The following is a 17,178-nucleotide window of genomic DNA, read 5'->3' as shown; positions in this document are numbered from 1 at the left end:
CTCACCCGCCGTCGGGAACGTCCAGCTCCAGCACGAACGGCAGCTCCTGGACGCCGTACCAGGCGAGGTCGTGGTCCTCGGCGTCGCCGAGGGCGAGCTCGGCGTCCTCGTCACCGAGGTCGGCGGCGTCGATCACGGCGGCCGCCGCCCGGACGGCGTCGGCCGCGTCGGCGAGGTCGAGGTGGATCGACGCGAGCTTCCCGGACGGGACCGGCCCCGCCACCCGGACCACGGCCGCGTCGAGATCGGGGCGCAGCGTCACGTCGTCGACGTCCGCCGCGACGACGGCGCGGCGCGGCGGCGTCGACGGGTCCTCGGCGAGCTCGGTGGCGAGCAGCCGCAGCGAGGCGCGGGCCGCCTCGGTCATCGCGGCGTACTCCAGCTCCTCCTCGTCGCCCGCGAGGTAGGACTCGCGCAGCGCCGGGGTCAGCGCGAACGCCGTCCCCGAGAGCGGCTGGACGTGGCCGTCGGCCAGCAGCCGGCGCAGCCCCGCGACGGTCGTCGGGATGTAGATCCTCACGTGTCCCGGTCCTTCCGGGACCACCACTGCGCGGTCGTGCGCAGGGCGGTCCGCACCACGTCCGCCTGCCGGCGGGCGTCCATGACGTTCCAACCCATCACCGCGCGCTCCTCGGGACCCGGGGCGTGCGAGGTGACCGACAGGCCGGCCCCGCGCAGCCGGGCGATCTCGCGGGCGCTGCGGCCGCCGACCATGCCACGGAACACGCCGTCGGCCGCACCCGCCACCCCCGTCAGGCCGATCCGGCCGCGCCGGGCGAGCGGGACCAGCACCAGCGCCTCGTCGAGCGCGGGCATGTCCGGGCCCAGCAGCAGGTCGGCCGACGTCGCCGAGCAGACCCCGCCGTCGACGTAGCGGCGGCCGCCGATGCGCACCGGCTCGAACCAGCCCGGCACCGCGCACGAGGCGCTGGCCGCCTCCGCGCACGACGCGGGTGGCGCCCCCTGGCGACCGAACGGCACCCGGGCGCCGCTGTCGTAGTCGGTGGCGATGATCCGCAGCTCGGGCGCGGTCGGCGGCGCGGGCCACGCCTCCGGCGCGAACGAGGAGACCAGCCGGATCACCCCGCGCGTGTCCGCCCGCCCGACCGGCAGCAGCGCCGACGCGACCGCGAACGGCGGGAACCGGCGCGGGTGCCGGACGACCTCGCGCAGCAGCCGCACCGAGCCGGGACCCACGCGGGGCATCGGCGGCAGCCCGCCCCGCGCGCCGCGACGCCGGGGCGTTCCCGACGGCGGGTCGCGCGGCTCGAGCAGGTGCGCCACGAGGTCGTCGACCGCCACGCCGCTGGCCAGCGCCGAGGCGACGATCGAGCCGGCCGAGGTGCCGATGAGCACGTCGGCGTCGCGGGCGTCGTGGCCGGTGTGCTGCTGCCAGGTCGACAGCGCCGCCACCGTCCACGCGTACCCGAGCGAGCCGCCGGTCCCGACGACGATCGCGCGCCGGCTCGAGGTGCGCGCGCCCCCGCTCACCGCGGCACCGTGGCGAGCAGCTCGGCCAGCGCCTCCGTCACGAGGTCGCCGAACTCGTCCACGTCGGCCATCGAGTCGCGGTCGGCGTTGAAGCCGTAGAACACCCCGCCGTCGTAGGAGGTGAGCCCGACGGCGAGGGACTGGCCCTTCGCGAGCGGCACCACCGGGTACATCTCGAGCATCCGCGCGCCGCCCGCGTACAGCGGGTGCTGCGGTCCGGGCACGTTCGAGACGACGACGTTGAACAGCCGCCGCGACAGCCCGCTCGCCGCGCGGGCGCCGAGGGCGTGCAGCGTCGGCGGGGCGAAGCCGCCCACCCGGACCAACGCGTTCGCGCCGACGGACTGGCCCGACTGCTTGTGCTCGCGCATCGCGTGCGCCACGTGGTGCATCCGCAGCACCGGGTTCGGCTCCCCCACCGGCAGGTCCACGAGGTAGGAGGCGATCCGGTTGCCGAGCAGGCCGCCGCCGCTGATCGCGCCGGTCGCCGCCGCCTCACCGCGCACCGAGAGCGGCACCATCGCGCGCAGCGTCGTCGTCGGGGTCACCGAGGCGCCGCGCGAGAGCAGCCAGTTGCGCATCGCGCCGGAGATGACGGTGAGCACGACGTCGTTGATCGTGCCGCCGTGCGCGCGGCGGATCGCGCGGTAGTCCTCGAGCTCGGTGCGTGCGTGGGCGAAGCGCCGCTGCGTGGAGATCGGCACGTTCAGCGGGGTCGTCGGTGCGGGGCGCACGGCGGTGCGGACCGCGGAGAGCAGACCGCCCGCGACGCCCGCGACCTTCGTGACGGTGTCCGCGGCGTCGCGCACCGCGGCGTGCGCGGCCTCGACGGCGTTGCCCGGGCGGGCGACCGCCTCACCGAACGCGTCGAGCACGAGCTTCCACGACGGCGGCTCCGGCCGGGCCACCCAGTCGTCCTCCGGCTCGTCGCGCCCGTCGGGCGAGTCGTCGAGCACGACCTGGCTGATGTCGATCGACGCGATCCCGTCGACCATCGCCTGGTGGGTCTTCGACACGATCGCGACGCGGCCCCCGGAGAGCCCGTCGACGAGGTACATCTCCCACAGCGGACGCGTGTGGTCGAGCGGGCGCGACATGAGGCGCGCGACGAGCTCGTTGAGCGCCCGGTCGGTGCCCGGACCGGGCAGGGCGGAGCGGCGGACGTGGTAGGTCACGTCGAAGTCGGTGTCGTCCACCCACACCGGGCGGGCGACGCCGTACGGGATCTGCTTGATCTTCTGCCGGTAGCGCGGGACCAGCCCGATGCGCCCGGAGATGAGCTCGACGAGCCGCTCGTAGTCGAAGCCGGACCGGGGCTTGCGGAAGACGGCGACGCTGCCGACGTGCATCGGCGTCGTCGGTTGGTCCATGTAGAGGAAGGAGGCGTCCAGGGCCGTGAGGCGGTCCGGCATGGCCTCGATCCTCGCACGACGGCTGGTGAGACCCGTCTGACACAGTGGGCTCCGATGCCGCCCTCCCACCGACCCGCGACGGCGCCCGCACCGCCCGCCGACGAGGTCTCGCCGAAGGACCGTTTCGTGACGGTCTACGGCCGGAAACCGGTGCTCGAGGCGCTGCAGGACCCGGCTCTGGAGGTCGACAAGGTCGTGCTCGCCGAGGGGGCCGACCAGCGCGCGGTGCGCCCGATCCTCGACGCGGCGCGCTCCCGCGGCGTGCGTGTGACCCGGGCCTCGGCGCACCGGGTGAAGGTCCTCGCGGGCAACGGTCGGCAGGACCAGGGCGTGATCGCCGACGTGGTGGCGCCCGGGATGCGCACCGTCGAACGCTTCCTCGCCGAGCTCGGCCCGGAGGCCCCCGCGCGGGTGCTCGTGCTCGACGGGCTGACCAACCCGGCCAACGTCGGGATGATCCTGCGCTCCGCGACGGCGGCCGGCCTGGAGGGCGTCCTGCTCCCCCGCCGCGGCCTGCCGTCGATCGACCCGCTCGTGGTCAAGGCCTCGGCCGGCGTCGCGTTCCACGCCCCGGTGCTGCGCGCGGGGACGGCCGCGGCGGGCCTCGCGGCCCTGGCCGAGGCGGGGTTCGTGCTCCTGGGGCTGGACGGCGGCGGGGACTCCTCGCTGTTCGACGCCGAGCTCGGGCCGCGGACGGCGCTCGTGCTCGGCGGGGAGACCGACGGCCTGACCGACGAGGTCCGCGGCGAGCTGCACGGCACGGTCGCGATCCCGATGGCCGGCGGCGTCGAGTCGCTCAACGCGGCGTGCGCGGCCACGCTCGCGTGCTTCGAGCTGACCCGACGCCCTACCCCGTAGGAAGATCGTCCAAACCGCCTCCGGACGGGAACTCGCCGTCCTAGAGTCGGGACGTCCGCGGAGACCTCCCGATCCGCGGTCCGCGGGTGCCGACCGGCGCCCGGGGCCGACGCGAGCGGGAGGGCACGGCATGAGCGTCGCAGCACACGAACCGGGACCGGCGTCGACGGGAGGCGGCTCCGACCCGGTCGAGTCCGTGCTGGCCGGGGTCCGTCCCCGCGCCGGGCGGGTGTGCGTGGCCCCGCGCCTCGCCCGGCGGATGGACCGTCGGCCGACCCCGAGGCTGCGGGTCCTGCCCTCGATCACGGCCGTCCCGGTCCCCGGCCCCGCTCCGGCACCGCCCCCGGCGGCGCGGGATCTCGCCACCCCGGCGTGGGAGGCCGCCCTCGACGCGGCGCGCGACCAGGTCGGGCCCGTGGCGCTGCGGGTCCTGTCGGCGGTCGCGGAGGTGATCGACGGGCGGCGGCCGGTCGGGCACCTCGCGGGTGTGTGCCCGGCCGAGGCCGTCGAACGGGTCGGCGCGCTCGTCCCGGCGCTGCGGCGACCCGCGACACGGGGGACGCGGGTGCGGGGGCTGAGGATGTGCCCGCTGGTCACGACCGGCCCGGCTCCGGTCGTCGCCGTCGAGGTCGCCGCGGCGCTGTGTGCGCCGGGCCCGGGGCGGACGGTGGGGACGGTGGGAACCATGGGCACCGATCGCGCCGGCCGCGCCCGGGCCGTCGCGGCGCGGTTCGAGCGCCGCGACGACGAGTGGCGGCTGACCGAGCTGGTCGTGGGCTGAGGGCGTGAGGGCCGGGCGCCCCGGTCGCCCCCGCCGCCTTGTCGCGGCTATTCGACCCCGAAGGCCCACCTTGTCGCGGAGTTTCAGCACGACAAGGTGGCCGGCCCGGGTGCCCTTCCTACGACAAGGCAGTCCGAACAGGGCGATACGGCCCACCGCGCGCCCCGCCGCCGCCCGGTCGCCCGGTCGCCCGGTCGCCCGGTCGCCCGCGCCACCTTGTCGCGGCCATTCGAACCCGGAGGCCCACCTTGTCGCGGCCATTCGACACCGGAGGCCAACCCTGTCGCGGCAATTCAGCACGACAAGGCGGCCGGCTCGCGTGCCCTTCCCACGACAAGGCAGTCCGAACAGGGCCGACACCGCCCGACGCGCACACCGAGGACCCCGCGCCGCCCCGCCACCACCTTGTCGCGGCCATCCGACCCCGCAGGCCCACCTTGTCGCGGTGACTCACCACGACAAGGCAGCCGGCAGGCGTGCCCTTCCCACGACAAGGCGGCCGGGGTGGCCACGCGGATGCGACGGCGTCAGCTGCGCGCCGGCGCCCCGTGGCACTGCTTGTACTTGCGACCCGAGCCGCACGGGCACGGCGCGTTGCGCGACGGGGTGTCGGCCCGGCGCGCCTGCTGCGGGTTGCCGGCCCCGCCCGCGTGCCGACCACCCTGGCGGCCGTTGCCGCCCGCGGGGGCCGCCCGACCGTCCTCGTCGGGCCCGGAGTAGTTCAGCTGCTGCGGCCGGTTCCCGCCGAGGCCCGCGCCCCGGAAGGCGTCCGGCACGGGCGCGCCGCCGAGCTGCGACATGGCCGGGCCGGCCGCGGTCGGGCGCGTCGCCGGGTCGGCCGCGGGCGGGGCCTGGCGACCCTGCCGTCCGTTCGGCACCCCACCGCGTCCCGCGCGCCCGGTGGGCACCGGGGGCTGCGGGGCGCTCGGCTGCGACGGCCGGTCGACCGGCGCCTGGGGCCGGCCCGCCGCGGGGATCGCCGTGGTCGGCGTCGAGCGCGGGTCGGGCGACACCATGCGGGGCGGCCCCGCGGGGCGCCCGGGCGGCGTGCCGCCCACCGGACCCACCGGGCGGGTCGGCGCCGAGACCGGGGCCGCACCCGCCGTCGTGAGCCGGCGCCCGTCCTGCGGGTCGGCCTGGATCGCGGGCTGCATGGCCGTGTCGGTGTTCGGGTTGGCGCCCGGCACCGCGTCGACCGGCGCGACCTCCTCGACCTGGATCGTCAGGTTGAACAGGAAGCCGACGGACTCCTCCTTGATGCCCTCCATCATGGAGGTGAACATCTCGAAGCCCTCGCGCTTGTACTCGATCTTCGGGTCGCGCTGGGCCATGGCCCGCAGCCCGATGCCCTGCTTGAGGTAGTCCATCTCGTACAGGTGCTCGCGCCACTTGCGGTCGAGCACCGAGAGGATCACCTGACGCTCGAGCTCACGCATCCCGCCCTCGGGCACGATGCCGTTGATCTCGGCCTCGCGGCGCTCGTAGGCGGCGAGGGCGTCCTCGGTGAGGACCTCGACGAGCACGTCGCGGTCGACGTCGTCGTGCTCCTCGACGACGTCCTCCCAGCGCACCGAGACCGGGTAGAGCTGGCGCAGGCCCTCCCAGAGCTTCTCGAGGTCCCAGTCCTCGCTGTAGCCCTCGGAGGTGGCGCCGTCGACGTAGGCGGTGACGACGTCGACGATCATGTTCTGCATCTGCTCGGACAGGTTCTCCCCGTCGAGCACGCGGCGACGCTCGTCGTAGACGACCGTGCGCTGCTGGTTCATGACCTCGTCGTACTCGAGGATGTCCTTGCGGATCTCGAAGTTCTGCTGCTCGACCTGGGTCTGCGCGCTGCGGATCGCGCGGGAGACCATCTTGGCCTCGATCGGCATGTCCTCCGGCAGGTTGAACCGCGTCATGATCGTCTCGACCATGGCGCCGTTGAACCGGCGCATGAGCTCGTCGCCGAGGGAGAGGTAGAAGCGCGACTCGCCGGGGTCGCCCTGACGGCCGGCGCGACCGCGGAGCTGGTTGTCGATGCGGCGGGACTCGTGGCGCTCGGTGCCGAGGACGTAGAGGCCGCCGGCCTTCTTGACCTCCTCGCCCTCCCGGCGCACGTCCTCCTTGACCCGGGCCAGGGTGTCGTCCCAGGCCGCCTCGTACTCCTCGCGGGTCTCCACCGGGTCGAGCCCCTTGGCCCGCAGCTCGAGGTCGGCGATGAAGTCCGGGTTGCCGCCCAGGACGATGTCGGTACCGCGACCGGCCATGTTCGTCGCGACCGTGACCGCCTTGCGGCGCCCGGCCTGCGCGATGATGCCGGCCTCCTGCTCGTGGAACTTGGCGTTCAGCACGGAGTGCTCGACGCCGCGCTGCACGAGCAGCTTCGCGAGGTACTCGGAGCGCTCGACGCTCGTGGTGCCGATCAGCACCGGCTGGCCGCGCTCGTAGTGCTCGGCGATGTCGTCGGCGACGGCCTCGAACTTGGCGGCCTCGGTCTTGTAGACGAGGTCGGGCTGGTCGACGCGCTGCGGCGGCCGGTTCGTCGGGATCGGCACGACGCCGAGCTTGTAGGTCTTGGAGAGCTCGGCGGCCTCGGTCTGGGCCGTACCGGTCATCCCGGAGAGCTTCTCGTAGAGGCGGAAGTAGTTCTGCAGCGTGATCGTCGCGAGGGTCTGGTTCTCCTGCTTGATCTCGACGCCTTCCTTCGCCTCGATCGCCTGGTGCAGGCCCTCGTTGTAGCGGCGGCCGGCGAGCACACGGCCGGTGAACTCGTCGACGATCAGGACCTCGCCGTCGCGGACGATGTAGTCCTTGTCCTTGAGGAAGAGCTCCTTGACCTTGATCGCGTTGTTCAGGTAGCCGACGAGCGGGGTGTTGGCCGCCTCGTAGAGGTTCTCGATGCCGAGCTGGTCCTCGATGAAGGCGACGCCGTCCTCGGTGACCCCGACGGTCTTCTTGCGCTCGTCGACCTCGTAGTGCAGGTCCTTGGTCATCTTCGGCGCGAGGCGGGCGAACTCGGAGTACCAGCGGGCGCTCTGCTCGGCGGGGCCGGAGATGATCAGCGGCGTGCGGGCCTCGTCGATGAGGATCGAGTCGACCTCGTCGACGATCGCGAAGACGTGGCCGCGCTGCACGCACTCGGCCTTGGACCAGGCCATGTTGTCGCGCAGGTAGTCGAAGCCGAACTCGTTGTTGGTGCCGTAGGTGATGTCGGCCTTGTACGCCTCGCGGCGCTCCTCGGGCGGCATCTCGGCGTAGATCGCGCCGACGGTGAGGCCGAGGAAGCGGTGGACGCGGCCCATCCACTCCGAGTCGCGGCGGGCGAGGTAGTCGTTGGTGGTGACGACGTGGACGCCGTCGCCGGTGATCCCGTTCAGGTACGCGGGCAGTGTCGAGACCAGGGTCTTGCCCTCGCCGGTGCGCATCTCGGCGACGTTGCCCAGGTGGAGCGCCGCGCCGCCCATGAGCTGGACGCGGTAGTGGTACTGGCCGAGGGTGCGCCGGGCGCCCTCGCGGACCACCGCGAACGCCTCGCCCAGCATGTCGTCGAGCGACTCCCCGTCGGCGTAGCGCTCGCGGAACTCCTGGGTCTTGCCCCGCAGCTCGGCGTCGGACAGCGCCTCGATCTCGTCGGCGAAGGTGTCGACGTAGTCCGCGATGGCGCCGAGGCGCTTGACCGTCCTCGCCTCGCCGGCCCGCAGCAGTCGGTTCAGCACCACGATGGGTGACCTCGCTCGTCCTCGTCGTCGTCGGCCCGCGTCCGGCGCACTCGCGCGGAGTGCGTGGGCGCACACCCCATGGTAAGCGCGCACCACCGGAGCGGTCCGGGGCCCGGTCGTCGCCCGACCGGGTCCCGGAACCGACGCGGGACGCCCCGACCCCGGAGGGAGGCGGCGTCAGACGAGGTGGATGACGCCGTAGTCGTAGCCGCGACGCCGGTAGACCACGCTCGGCCGTCCGCTCGACTTGTCCGAGAAGAGGAAGAAGTCGTGCCCCACCAGCTCCATCCGGGAGAGGGCGTCGTCGACGGTCATGGGCACGGCCTCGTGCTCCTTGACGCGGGCGATGTGGCCGGGGCCGTCGCCGTCGACCTCCCGGTCGAAGCGGTCGTCGAGGGCCTCGCGCGCGGCCGGGACGGTCCCGGCGGACGTGGTGTCGGTGTGGTCGGCGGAGTCGGCGCCGGCGGTGCTGTCGGTGGTGTCACGCAGCGGATCGGGCAGCGATTCGTCGAGTTCGGCGCCGGAGGTCGGCAGCTCCTCGTTCGGGCCACCGGCGCCCACGGCGACCTTGCGGCGCGCGGACTTGTGCACGCGGCGGTCGTGGGCGCGGCGCATCCGTTCCTCGAGCCGGCCGATGGCCAGGTCGAGCGCGGAGTAGAAGTCACCGGCGCTGGCGACGGCGCGGACGACGGGGCCACGCCCGCGGCCCGTGATCTCGACGCTCTGGCAGGTCTTGGTCTGACGTGGGTTGTTCTCGTGCGAGAGCTCGACGGACATCCGGATGACCTTGTGGTCATAGCGTCCGAGTCGGCCCAGCTTCTCGGTCGTGTGGTCACGGAAGTGCTCCGGGACCTCGACGTTGCGGCCACAGATGACGATCTCCACATCAACTCCCGGGGGAAGTAAGGAGCGCCGCCACTCGGCCGAGCAGGCCCGTGGCGTCGCGGTAGGACTCCTCGTGCCTCCTCTCGGTCGATCGACCGGTGAGAGGGGACACGCTAGCGACTCCGGCGGGTGGCCGGAAGGTGTCGCGCAGGCGTCCCCCGGGTCGGGCGACCTCCGGGCACGACCGGCCGTCGGGCGCCGACCGCCGTGACCACGAGGACCAGGTCGACGGGCAGCCCGGCGGCCGCGAGGGCCCGGGCACAGGTGCGGGCGGTCGCCCCGGTGGTGAGCACGTCGTCGAGGAGCACGACCGGCCGCCCGTCGCCGGGCCGCACCCTCCGCCGGAGCCGCAGGTGGGCGGTCAGGTTCGCCGCGCGCTCCCGGGCGTCGAGGCCGACCGAGTCGCGCGCCCGCCACGAGAGCCGCAGTGCGGGCAGCACCACGTGGTCGGTGCCGGCCGCGACCGCGCGGGCCAGGCCCAGCATGTGGTCGCCGCCCCGGGCCCGCGCGGCCCCCGGCCGGGAGGGCGCCGGGACGAGCACGCACGGTCCGCGCGGCAGGGCCTGTGCGAGCGCGGCGGCCAGGGCGGCGGCCAGCGGCGCGGCGAGGTCCCGCCGACCCCGTTCCTTGTAGGCGATCACCACCCGCCGCGGCGCGCCGCGGTAGGGCGCGAGCGCCATCGCGGGCGGCAGGCCCGGCAGCTCGGGCGCGGGGACGGGGCGCGCCAGCTCCGCCCGACAGGTCGCGCACAGCCCCTGCCCGGGCTCCACGACCGCGTCGCAGCCCCCGCAGGGCGTGGGCAGCAGGAGGTCGAGCAGGGCGCGCCACAGGGCTCCGATCACCCCACCGATGCTCGGCCGCCCCGCCCGCCGACCGCCAGCGGCGCACGGAGGCCTGGGGACGCAGGGCCCCCTGGGGACAGCGCGCTGCGCCGTCCGCCACGCGACTGCGGCGGACGGCGGTGCCGATCAGCCCGGGTAGGCCGGGACCGACGAGTTGGACCCGCCCGGCACCGAGCTCCACACGTCGCCGCCGCTCGCGGGCAGCGACCACAGCCCGCCCTGGTCCACCACGAGGGTCGGGCGTTCCGGGGCGGCGGCGACCGCCGTGACGGGCGGCGTGAGGTTGGTGGTGGTCGGGCTGTCGAGCTCCAGGCCGTCGACCGAGGCGATCTGCACCGGGCGGCCCAGCGCGGTGCCGACCGCCACGAGCCGGTCGGTCTGGGACCAGGTGACGTCGAGGACGCCCGCGAGGGCCTCGCCGACGGGGCCCGGCCGCAGCACGCGGACCGGCCCGAGGCGGGCGCCGCCCCCGGTGTCGCGGACGACGGTCGCGACGAGGACCCGGCCGTCGGCCACCAGCGCGACCTTCGTGCCGTCGGGCGAGAGCCGCAGCGTGGTCGGCGGCCCGTAGCCGGCGAGCGTGGCGGTGTCGAGCGCGACGGGGGTCAGGACGGAGCCGGCGCGCGCCGCGCGGACCGGTCGGCCGTCCACGACCGTCCACACCTCGTTGCCGTCCGGGGTCCACGACGGCCGGCCGACGAACCGGCCGGCGACCGGGCTCGGGGTCGCCGCGGCGCCGGAGCGCCCGACCCACAGCCGCATCCCGTCGGGCCCGTTGCCCACCACGGCCACGTCCCGCCCGTCGGGCGAGAGGCTCGCGCTGCGGGCGTCGTCCACGCCCGTGACCAGGTCGGGCCCGCCCGAGCTCGCCGCGGTCGGGTTCTCGGGGACGGTCAGCACCCGCCCGCCGGTCACCACGACGGCGGGCGGGGTCGCCGCGGGCGACGACGCGCTGTCGCTGGGCAGGTCCCGGCGTTCGCGCACGAGCGGCGGCAGGGCGGCGAGGACGTCGGCGACGCCGAGCTCGGTGCGGCCCGCGACCAGCGGCTCGCCGTCGACGCTCGGCGCGACCCGGTCGATGCCGACCCCCGCGAGCGTCAGCACGATCTGCTGGGCGATCTCGGTCCGGCGGCCCTCGTCGAGTGCGTCGACCGGGCCGATGCGGGTGAGGTCGACGGTGGTCACGCCGTCCGGGCTGGTCCCCACCGCGGACCGCAGCATCGCGCCCGGCGGCAGGGCCGACAACGCCGCACCCCGCAGGTCCTCGGAGGGCCCGGAGAGCAGCTCGTCGAGCACCCGGGAGGCGACCGAGCGCGCGGGGCTGGTCGCGAGGTAGCGGGTCTCCCCCACCGGCGCCCCGCCGACGGCCGCGAGGAACCAGATGCGCACCGGGCGGGTGTTCGCCCGCAGGTCGGTGCGGCGCACGATCGTCCCGGGCGGCAGGTCGGCGATGCGCCAGACCCCGTTGTCCTGGGACAGGCGCACGGTGACGTCGACCGTGCCCGGGTCGGCCACGAACGCCCCGTCGGGCCGCAGGGTGCCGAGCTTGTCCGCCCGGACCCGCACGGCGGCGTCCGGCGACTGGCCGCTGCCGGAGACGAACGTCGTGTCCACGCGGTCGGACACGACCGTCGGGGAGGCGCCGTCGTCCCAGCTGCCCGCCGTGGCCGGGCTGAGGAACGCCCGCGCCGCGCTGTGGCGCTCGGCCGTCGCCCCCGAGGCGAGGATCCAGCCGCGGACGATCTCCAGCGGTCCGGCGCCCCGGGCCGGTCCGGGCGGGGCGGAGGGCTCGGCGGGGTCGCCGACCCGGCGCAGCACGGTCACGTCGGACGAGCCGGGGACCGTGGCGCACCCGGCGAGCAGCAGCGCCACGAGCCCGAGTACCAGCGCGAGGACCCGTCGTCGGGACGGCCTCACCGCGCGTCCTCGGGCAGTCCCGGTGGTCGGGCTCCGCTGCGCTCGGTCTCCGACCCCGATCCCGATCCCGATCCCGATCCCGATCCCGACGACGGGTCCCCGAGCTCCTCGGGCACGACCACCGCGAACTCGCCGGTCTCCGGCGGGGGCAGCGCCGTGCCCGTGGTGCCGGCCGCCTCGTGGATGCCGGGCTCGGCCTCGGCGGGGGCGGCGGAGACGGGGATCAGCGGGAGCGGGCTCGTGCGCAGCAGGTCCCCGGCGGTGCGCGGCAGCGTCAGCCGGAACACCGCCCCGTGGTCGGACTCGCCCCACGCCTGCAGCCAGCCGCCCTGCAGCCGCGCGTCCTCGAGGCTGATGGCGAGGCCGAGGCCGGTGCCGCCGCTGCGGCGCTGGCGGGAGGGGTCGGCGCGCCAGAACCGGTTGAAGACAAGCCCGGCCTCGCCGGGCTTGAGCCCCACCCCGTGGTCGCGGACCACGACGGCCACGGCGTGGTCGTCGGCGGCCACCCGCACCTCCACCGGGCGGCTCTCGCCGTGGTCGATCGCGTTGGCCAGCAGGTTGCGCAGGATGCGCTCGACCCGGCGCGGGTCGACCTCGGCGACGGCGAGATCGGTGAGGTCGAGCAGCAGCGGCGTCGCGGTGTCGTCGACCAGGTGCCGCACGGTCTCGGCGGCGCGGCGCACCACGTCGCGCACGTCGACCTGCTCGACGGCGAGCTCGGCCACCCCGGCGTCGAGCCGGCTGATCTCGAGCAGGTCGCCGAGCAGCGACTCGAAGCGGTCCAGCTCGTCGACGAGCAGCTGGGCCGACCGCTGGGCGATGCGATCCATGTCCTCCGCCTGCGCGTGCAGCACCTCCGCCGCCATGCGCACCGTCGTCAGCGGCGTCCGCAGCTCGTGGCTGACGTCGGAGGTGAACCGCCGCTGCAGCGCCCCGAACTCCTCGAGCTGGTGGATCTGCTGCTGGATGCTGGCGGCCATCTCGTTGTAGGACTCGGCGAGCCGGGCCACCTCGTCGTCGCCGTAGACCGGCATGCGCTCGTCGAGGTGCCCGTCGGCGAACCGCTCGGCGACGTCGGCCGCCTGGCGGACCGGCCGCACGACCTGCCGCGTGACGATGCTCGAGATGCCCGCGAGCAGGCCCAGCAGCGCCAGCCCGGCGAGGGCGAGCGTCGACTGGATCAGCGCCAGCGTCCGCTGCTCGGCCGAGAGCGGGAAGATCAGGTACAGCTGGAGGTTCCGACCCGCGGTGCGCACCGGCTGCCCGACGACGTAGGCCGGCACGTCCGGCCGTCCGCCCTGGCTGACCGTCACGTACTTGGTGGCGAGGAACCCCTTGAGCACCGGGGCGCGCAGCTGCGGGGGCACCACGCCGGAGGGTCCCGACGACGGGTCGGTGCCGGAGCCGCCGCCCCCGGAGGCCCCCGGCGTCCCGATCGCCTCGGTGCCGGCGACGAGGACCGCCTCGAACGCCCCGGCGTCCCGGTCGGAGCCCGAGCCGGACGACGTCAGCCCGTCGAGGGCCTCGTCGAGGGTGGCCTGGGTGCCGTCGCGATCGGGGTCGACGCGGGCGAGGTCGCGCTCCAGGTTGCCGCGGCTGATGTCGGCCTGCACCAGGGCGGCCTGTTCCTTGCCCTCGAGCAGCCGGTCGGCGATCTGGGTCTGCAGCACCAGGCCGAGCACGAGGACGACGACGGTCGACATCGCGACCGTCGACAGCACCACCCGCAGCTGCATCGAGCGCCGCCACAGCACGCGGACGGCGCCGACCCGCTCCGCGAGGGCCAGTTCGGCGCGGCGGCGGAGCCCGGCGAGACGGTCAGCCACGGCGCGCGCCGGGGCGGGGGGTCATGCCGATCAGGGCGGTCCGGCCTTGTAGCCGACACCGCGCACCGTGAGCACCACCTCGGGGTGCTCCGGGTCCTTCTCCACCTTGGAGCGCAGCCGCTGCACGTGGACGTTCACCAGCCGCGTGTCGGCGGCGTGCCGGTAGCCCCACACCTGCTCGAGCAGCACCTCGCGGGTGAACACCTGCCGCGGCTTGCGCGCCAGGGCGACGAGCAGGTCGAACTCCAGCGGCGTGAGCGGGATCGGGGTGCCGCCCCGGCGCACCTGGTGCGCCGGCACGTCGATCGTCACGTCCCCGATCTGCATCTGCTCGCTCGGCTCGGCCGGGAACTGCCGCAGCCGGGCCCGGATCCGGGCGACCAGTTCCTTCGGCTTGAACGGCTTGACGATGTAGTCGTCCGCACCCGACTCCAGGCCGAGCACGATGTCCACCGTGTCGGTCTTCGCGGTCAGCATGACGACGGGCACCCCGGACTCCGCCCGGATCGCGCGGCACACGTCGATCCCGTTCATGCCCGGGAGCATCAGGTCGAGCAGCACCAGATCCGGGGCCGCCTCCCGGACGGTCGGCAGCGCCTCGGCCCCGTCGGAGACGACGGTCGTCTCGAACCCCTCGCCCTGCAGGACGATCGTCAGCATCTCGGCGAGCGAGGAGTCGTCGTCCACGACGAGGATTCGGGAACTCATGTCTCAATGGTGTCACTTCTCACCGACGATCCGGGAGCGAATGCGTCGCCCAGCACGGCATCCAGGACCGCGTCAGCCGTACGGGTGAGCGCTTCATCCCCCGACTGCCGATTGTCCGACACCCACCAGGGTGCCAGCCACTGCTCCGTGACCAGGGCGTCGTACACCGCGGCGCACCGGCCCTGCAGGGCGGCGTCGGCCTCGAACCCGTCCGCCGCCCGCTCGGGCTGCTGCGCCGCACGGTCGCGGACCCGCTGCGCCGCGAGGTCCGGCGGGACGCGGACCAGCACCTGGGCGTCGGGCACGGGGAGCCCGAAGCGCTCGATCTCGGTGGCGTGCACCCACTGCGCGAAGGGCCCGAGGGTCTCGTGCACGCGCGCCGAGCCGTACGCCGCGTTCGAGGCCACGTAGCGGTCGACCAGCAGCAGGTCGCAGCCCCGACGGCGGGTGGCGAGCTCGGCCCGGGCGCCCCGTCGGTCGAGGGCGAACAGCAGCGCCATGGCGTGCACCGACGCGCCGGTGTCGCCGTGGGCGCCGCGCAGCGCCTCACCCGCGAGCGCGGCGTGGACGTCGTCGTCATAGCGGGGGAACGCGATCGTGTCGACGGTGGCTCCGCGGGCCTCGGCGCAGCGCCGCAGGGCGGCCACCAGGGTCGCCTTGCCCGCCCCGTCCAGCCCTTCGACGGCCACCAGAACACCCACGGACGGCCACGCTAGCCAGGAACACAGTGTGACCGGGGTGCGGGACCCGCGAGGTGCGCACCAGGCAGGTCCGGCGGGCCCGGGACCTGCCCCACGTCACCCTCGCCCGGCGGGCCCGGACACGACGGAGGGCCCCGCCGCACGTGGCGACGGGGCCCTCCGAGGTCAGGACCGCCTACGCGGCGCGGACCGGTGAGCAGTGCGAGGTACGAGCGCTGACCACCGGTTCCGCCTGCCGCGGCTGACTAGTAGCGGTAGTGCTCCGGCTTGTACGGGCCCTCGACGTCGACGCCGATGTACTCGGCCTGGTCCTTGGTGAGCTTGGTCAGCTCGCCGCCCAGCGCCTCGACGTGCACCTTCGCGACCTTCTCGTCGAGGTGCTTCGGCAGACGGTAGACGCCGACCGGGTACTCACCGGGCTTGGTGAAGATCTCGATCTGCGCGATCGTCTGGTTCGCGAACGAGTTCGACATGACGAAGCTCGGGTGGCCCGTGGCGTTGCCGAGGTTCAGCAGCCGGCCCTCGGACAGGATGATGATCGAGTGGCCGTCCTGGAAGCGCCACTCGTCGACCTGCGGCTTGATGTTCAGCCGCTGGGCGTCGCCCGAGCGCTCCAGCTTCTCCATCTGGATCTCGTTGTCGAAGTGGCCGATGTTGCCCAGGATCGCCTGGTGCTTCATCCGCTTCATGTGGTCGAGGGTGACGATGTCCTTGTTGCCGGTCGTCGTGATGACGATGTCGGCGGTCTCGATCACGTTGTCGAGGGTCTGGACGTCGTAGCCCTCCATGAGCGCCTGGAGCGCGCAGATCGGGTCCGACTCGGTGATCGTCACGCGGGCGCCCTGGCCGGCGAGCGACTCGGCCGAGCCCTTGCCGACGTCGCCGTAACCGCAGATGACGGCCTTCTTGCCGGAGATCAGCACGTCGACGGCGCGGTTGATGCCGTCGACGAGCGAGTGGCGGCAGCCGTACTTGTTGTCGAACTTCGACTTGGTGACCGAGTCGTTGACGTTGATCGCCGGGAACAGGAGCTTGTCCTGCTCGAAGAACTCGTACAGGCGGTGGACGCCGGTCGTGGTCTCCTCGGTGACGCCCTTGATGCCGGACGCGACCTTGGTCCAGTGCTGCGGGTCCTCGGCGAGCGAGCGGCGCAGCGTCTCGAGGACGACGCCGTACTCGGCCGGGTCCTCGTCCGAGGTGGTCGGCACGACGCCGGCCTGCTCGAACTCGACACCCTTGTGGACGAGCATGGTGGCGTCGCCGCCGTCGTCCAGGATCATGTTCGGGCCGCGGGTGTCGGCGTCACGCCAGGCGAGCATCTGCTCGGCGCACCACCAGTACTCCTCCAGCGTCTCGCCCTTCCAGGCGAAGCAGGCGATGCCCTTCGGCTCCTCCGGGGTCCCGTGCGGGCCGACGACGACCGCGGCGGCCGCGTGGTCCTGGGTGGAGAAGATGTTGCAGGAGGCCCAGCGGACCTCGGCGCCGAGCTCGACCAGCGTCTCGATGAGCACCGCGGTCTGGATCGTCATGTGCAGCGAGCCGGAGACGCGGGCGCCGTGCAGCGGCTTGGCCTCGGCGTACTCGCGCCGCAGGGCCATCAGCCCGGGCATCTCGTGCTCGGCGAGCCGGATCTCGCGACGGCCGAAGTCGGCCTGCGAGAGGTCGGCGACCGCGAAGTCGATCCCGTTCTTCTCGGCGTACTTCTCGTGCGTGGTGCCTACTGCTGCCATGACTCCTCGTCCGCTCGTCGTGGGTTGAGTGGTACGACCGCGTCATCGGCCCGGTTCACCGCCGGGCCTCGGGCACGGTCCTCCACCGTCCTGAGGCGCCCTTGCGATGGTGCGGAATCCACCGAGCGTGGCGGGCGCGAGGCCCGTTGCAGCGCCACTCGGCGGCTCCGTCGCACGTCACGTGCGTCGATTTCCGTGCTCCGAGATTCACACAGGTCCCGGGGTCGGTCAAGGCGAACGGGAGCCACTCCGCCCGACCGCGGAATGTCCCCGCAGGTGGGCGCCCGGTAGTCCTGGTTCGTCACCCGGGTCACAGTCGATCCGGT

Annotated in this window: 13 protein-coding genes; 2 read left to right on the top strand and 11 right to left on the bottom strand. The window is 74.3% G+C overall.

All coding sequences use genetic code 11. The features are described 5' to 3' along the window. Position 1 precedes the first annotated feature (1 nt). From LN037_RS18530 to LN037_RS18520, 3 genes are read right to left on the bottom strand one after another with little or no spacing between them, the layout of a single operon-like run. Positions 2-520: a DUF6912 family protein gene (locus LN037_RS18530; RefSeq protein WP_230755318.1), complete on the bottom strand. Its 519-nt coding sequence runs from the start codon at positions 518-520 to the stop codon at positions 2-4. Beyond that, positions 517-1,491 carry a patatin-like phospholipase family protein gene (locus LN037_RS18525; RefSeq protein ID WP_230755316.1) on the bottom strand — a complete coding sequence of 325 codons (975 nt, stop codon included), beginning with the start codon at positions 1,489-1,491 and terminating at the stop codon, positions 517-519. Before LN037_RS18525 ends, LN037_RS18530 begins: the two co-directional genes overlap by 4 nt. Continuing rightward, on the bottom strand, positions 1,488-2,903 hold the full coding sequence (locus LN037_RS18520) for a WS/DGAT/MGAT family O-acyltransferase (protein ID WP_230755314.1): 1,416 nt from the start codon (positions 2,901-2,903) through the stop codon (positions 1,488-1,490). The genes LN037_RS18525 and LN037_RS18520 overlap by 4 nt, the downstream gene beginning before the upstream one ends. Positions 2,904-2,957: 54 nt before the next feature. On the opposite strand from LN037_RS18520, the gene LN037_RS18515 reads away from it, so the two are divergent. Next, positions 2,958-3,761: a TrmH family RNA methyltransferase gene (locus tag LN037_RS18515; protein WP_230755312.1), complete on the top strand. Its 804-nt coding sequence runs from the start codon at positions 2,958-2,960 to the stop codon at positions 3,759-3,761. A gap of 130 nt (positions 3,762-3,891) precedes the next feature. After that, complete coding sequence (locus LN037_RS18510; RefSeq protein WP_230755310.1) at positions 3,892-4,542, top strand: Rv3235 family protein; 651 nt, start codon at positions 3,892-3,894, stop codon at positions 4,540-4,542. 527 nt (positions 4,543-5,069) lie between these two features. On the opposite strand, the gene secA is transcribed toward LN037_RS18510, so the two are convergent. From secA to ahcY, 8 genes are all read right to left on the bottom strand, one after another. Next, positions 5,070-8,243, bottom strand: coding sequence for a preprotein translocase subunit SecA (secA, locus tag LN037_RS18505; protein WP_230755308.1), 3,174 nt, complete (start codon positions 8,241-8,243; stop codon positions 5,070-5,072). A 177-nt stretch (positions 8,244-8,420) separates the two neighbouring features. After that, entirely contained in the window at positions 8,421-9,128 is a 708-nt protein-coding gene (gene hpf / locus LN037_RS18500; protein WP_230755306.1) for a ribosome hibernation-promoting factor, HPF/YfiA family, read from the bottom strand. Between the two features lie 113 nt (positions 9,129-9,241). After that, complete coding sequence (locus LN037_RS18495) at positions 9,242-9,970, bottom strand: ComF family protein (RefSeq protein WP_230755304.1); 729 nt, start codon at positions 9,968-9,970, stop codon at positions 9,242-9,244. A gap of 126 nt (positions 9,971-10,096) precedes the next feature. Continuing rightward, positions 10,097-11,887, bottom strand: coding sequence for an LpqB family beta-propeller domain-containing protein (locus tag LN037_RS18490; RefSeq protein ID WP_230755301.1), 1,791 nt, complete (start codon positions 11,885-11,887; stop codon positions 10,097-10,099). Further along, the gene (mtrB, locus tag LN037_RS18485; protein WP_230755299.1) at positions 11,884-13,713 is read right to left on the bottom strand and encodes an MtrAB system histidine kinase MtrB; all 1,830 of its coding nucleotides are present in this window, start codon (positions 13,711-13,713) and stop codon (positions 11,884-11,886) included. Before mtrB ends, LN037_RS18490 begins: the two co-directional genes overlap by 4 nt. A gap of 30 nt (positions 13,714-13,743) precedes the next feature. Next, on the bottom strand, positions 13,744-14,421 hold the full coding sequence (gene mtrA, locus LN037_RS18480; RefSeq protein ID WP_230755297.1) for an MtrAB system response regulator MtrA: 678 nt from the start codon (positions 14,419-14,421) through the stop codon (positions 13,744-13,746). After that, positions 14,418-15,122, bottom strand: coding sequence for a dTMP kinase (locus LN037_RS18475; protein WP_230755295.1), 705 nt, complete (start codon positions 15,120-15,122; stop codon positions 14,418-14,420). The genes mtrA and LN037_RS18475 overlap by 4 nt, the downstream gene beginning before the upstream one ends. Positions 15,123-15,367: 245 nt before the next feature. Beyond that, the gene (gene ahcY, locus LN037_RS18470) at positions 15,368-16,852 is read right to left on the bottom strand and encodes an adenosylhomocysteinase (RefSeq protein WP_230755293.1); all 1,485 of its coding nucleotides are present in this window, start codon (positions 16,850-16,852) and stop codon (positions 15,368-15,370) included. Positions 16,853-17,178 lie beyond the last annotated feature (326 nt).

The sequence above is a fragment of the Actinomycetospora soli genome (assembly GCF_021026295.1).
Classification (GTDB): Bacteria; Actinomycetota; Actinomycetes; order Mycobacteriales; family Pseudonocardiaceae; genus Actinomycetospora; species Actinomycetospora soli.
The sequence above is the reverse complement of the archived record's forward strand: the minus strand, read 5'-3'. Positions and strand labels throughout refer to the sequence as shown.

What these genes read in the sequence shown, in the direction of transcription:
- LN037_RS18520 (WP_230755314.1), bottom strand. Translation starts at nt 2,903, where the DNA reads ATGCCGGACCGCCTCACGGCCCTGGACGCCTCCTTCCTCTACATGGAC.
- LN037_RS18515 (WP_230755312.1), top strand. Translation starts at nt 2,958, where the DNA reads ATGCCGCCCTCCCACCGACCCGCGACGGCGCCCGCACCGCCCGCCGAC.
- LN037_RS18510 (WP_230755310.1), top strand. Translation starts at nt 3,892, where the DNA reads ATGAGCGTCGCAGCACACGAACCGGGACCGGCGTCGACGGGAGGCGGC.
- mtrA (WP_230755297.1), bottom strand. Translation starts at nt 14,421, where the DNA reads ATGAGTTCCCGAATCCTCGTCGTGGACGACGACTCCTCGCTCGCCGAG.
- ahcY (WP_230755293.1), bottom strand. Translation starts at nt 16,852, where the DNA reads ATGGCAGCAGTAGGCACCACGCACGAGAAGTACGCCGAGAAGAACGGG.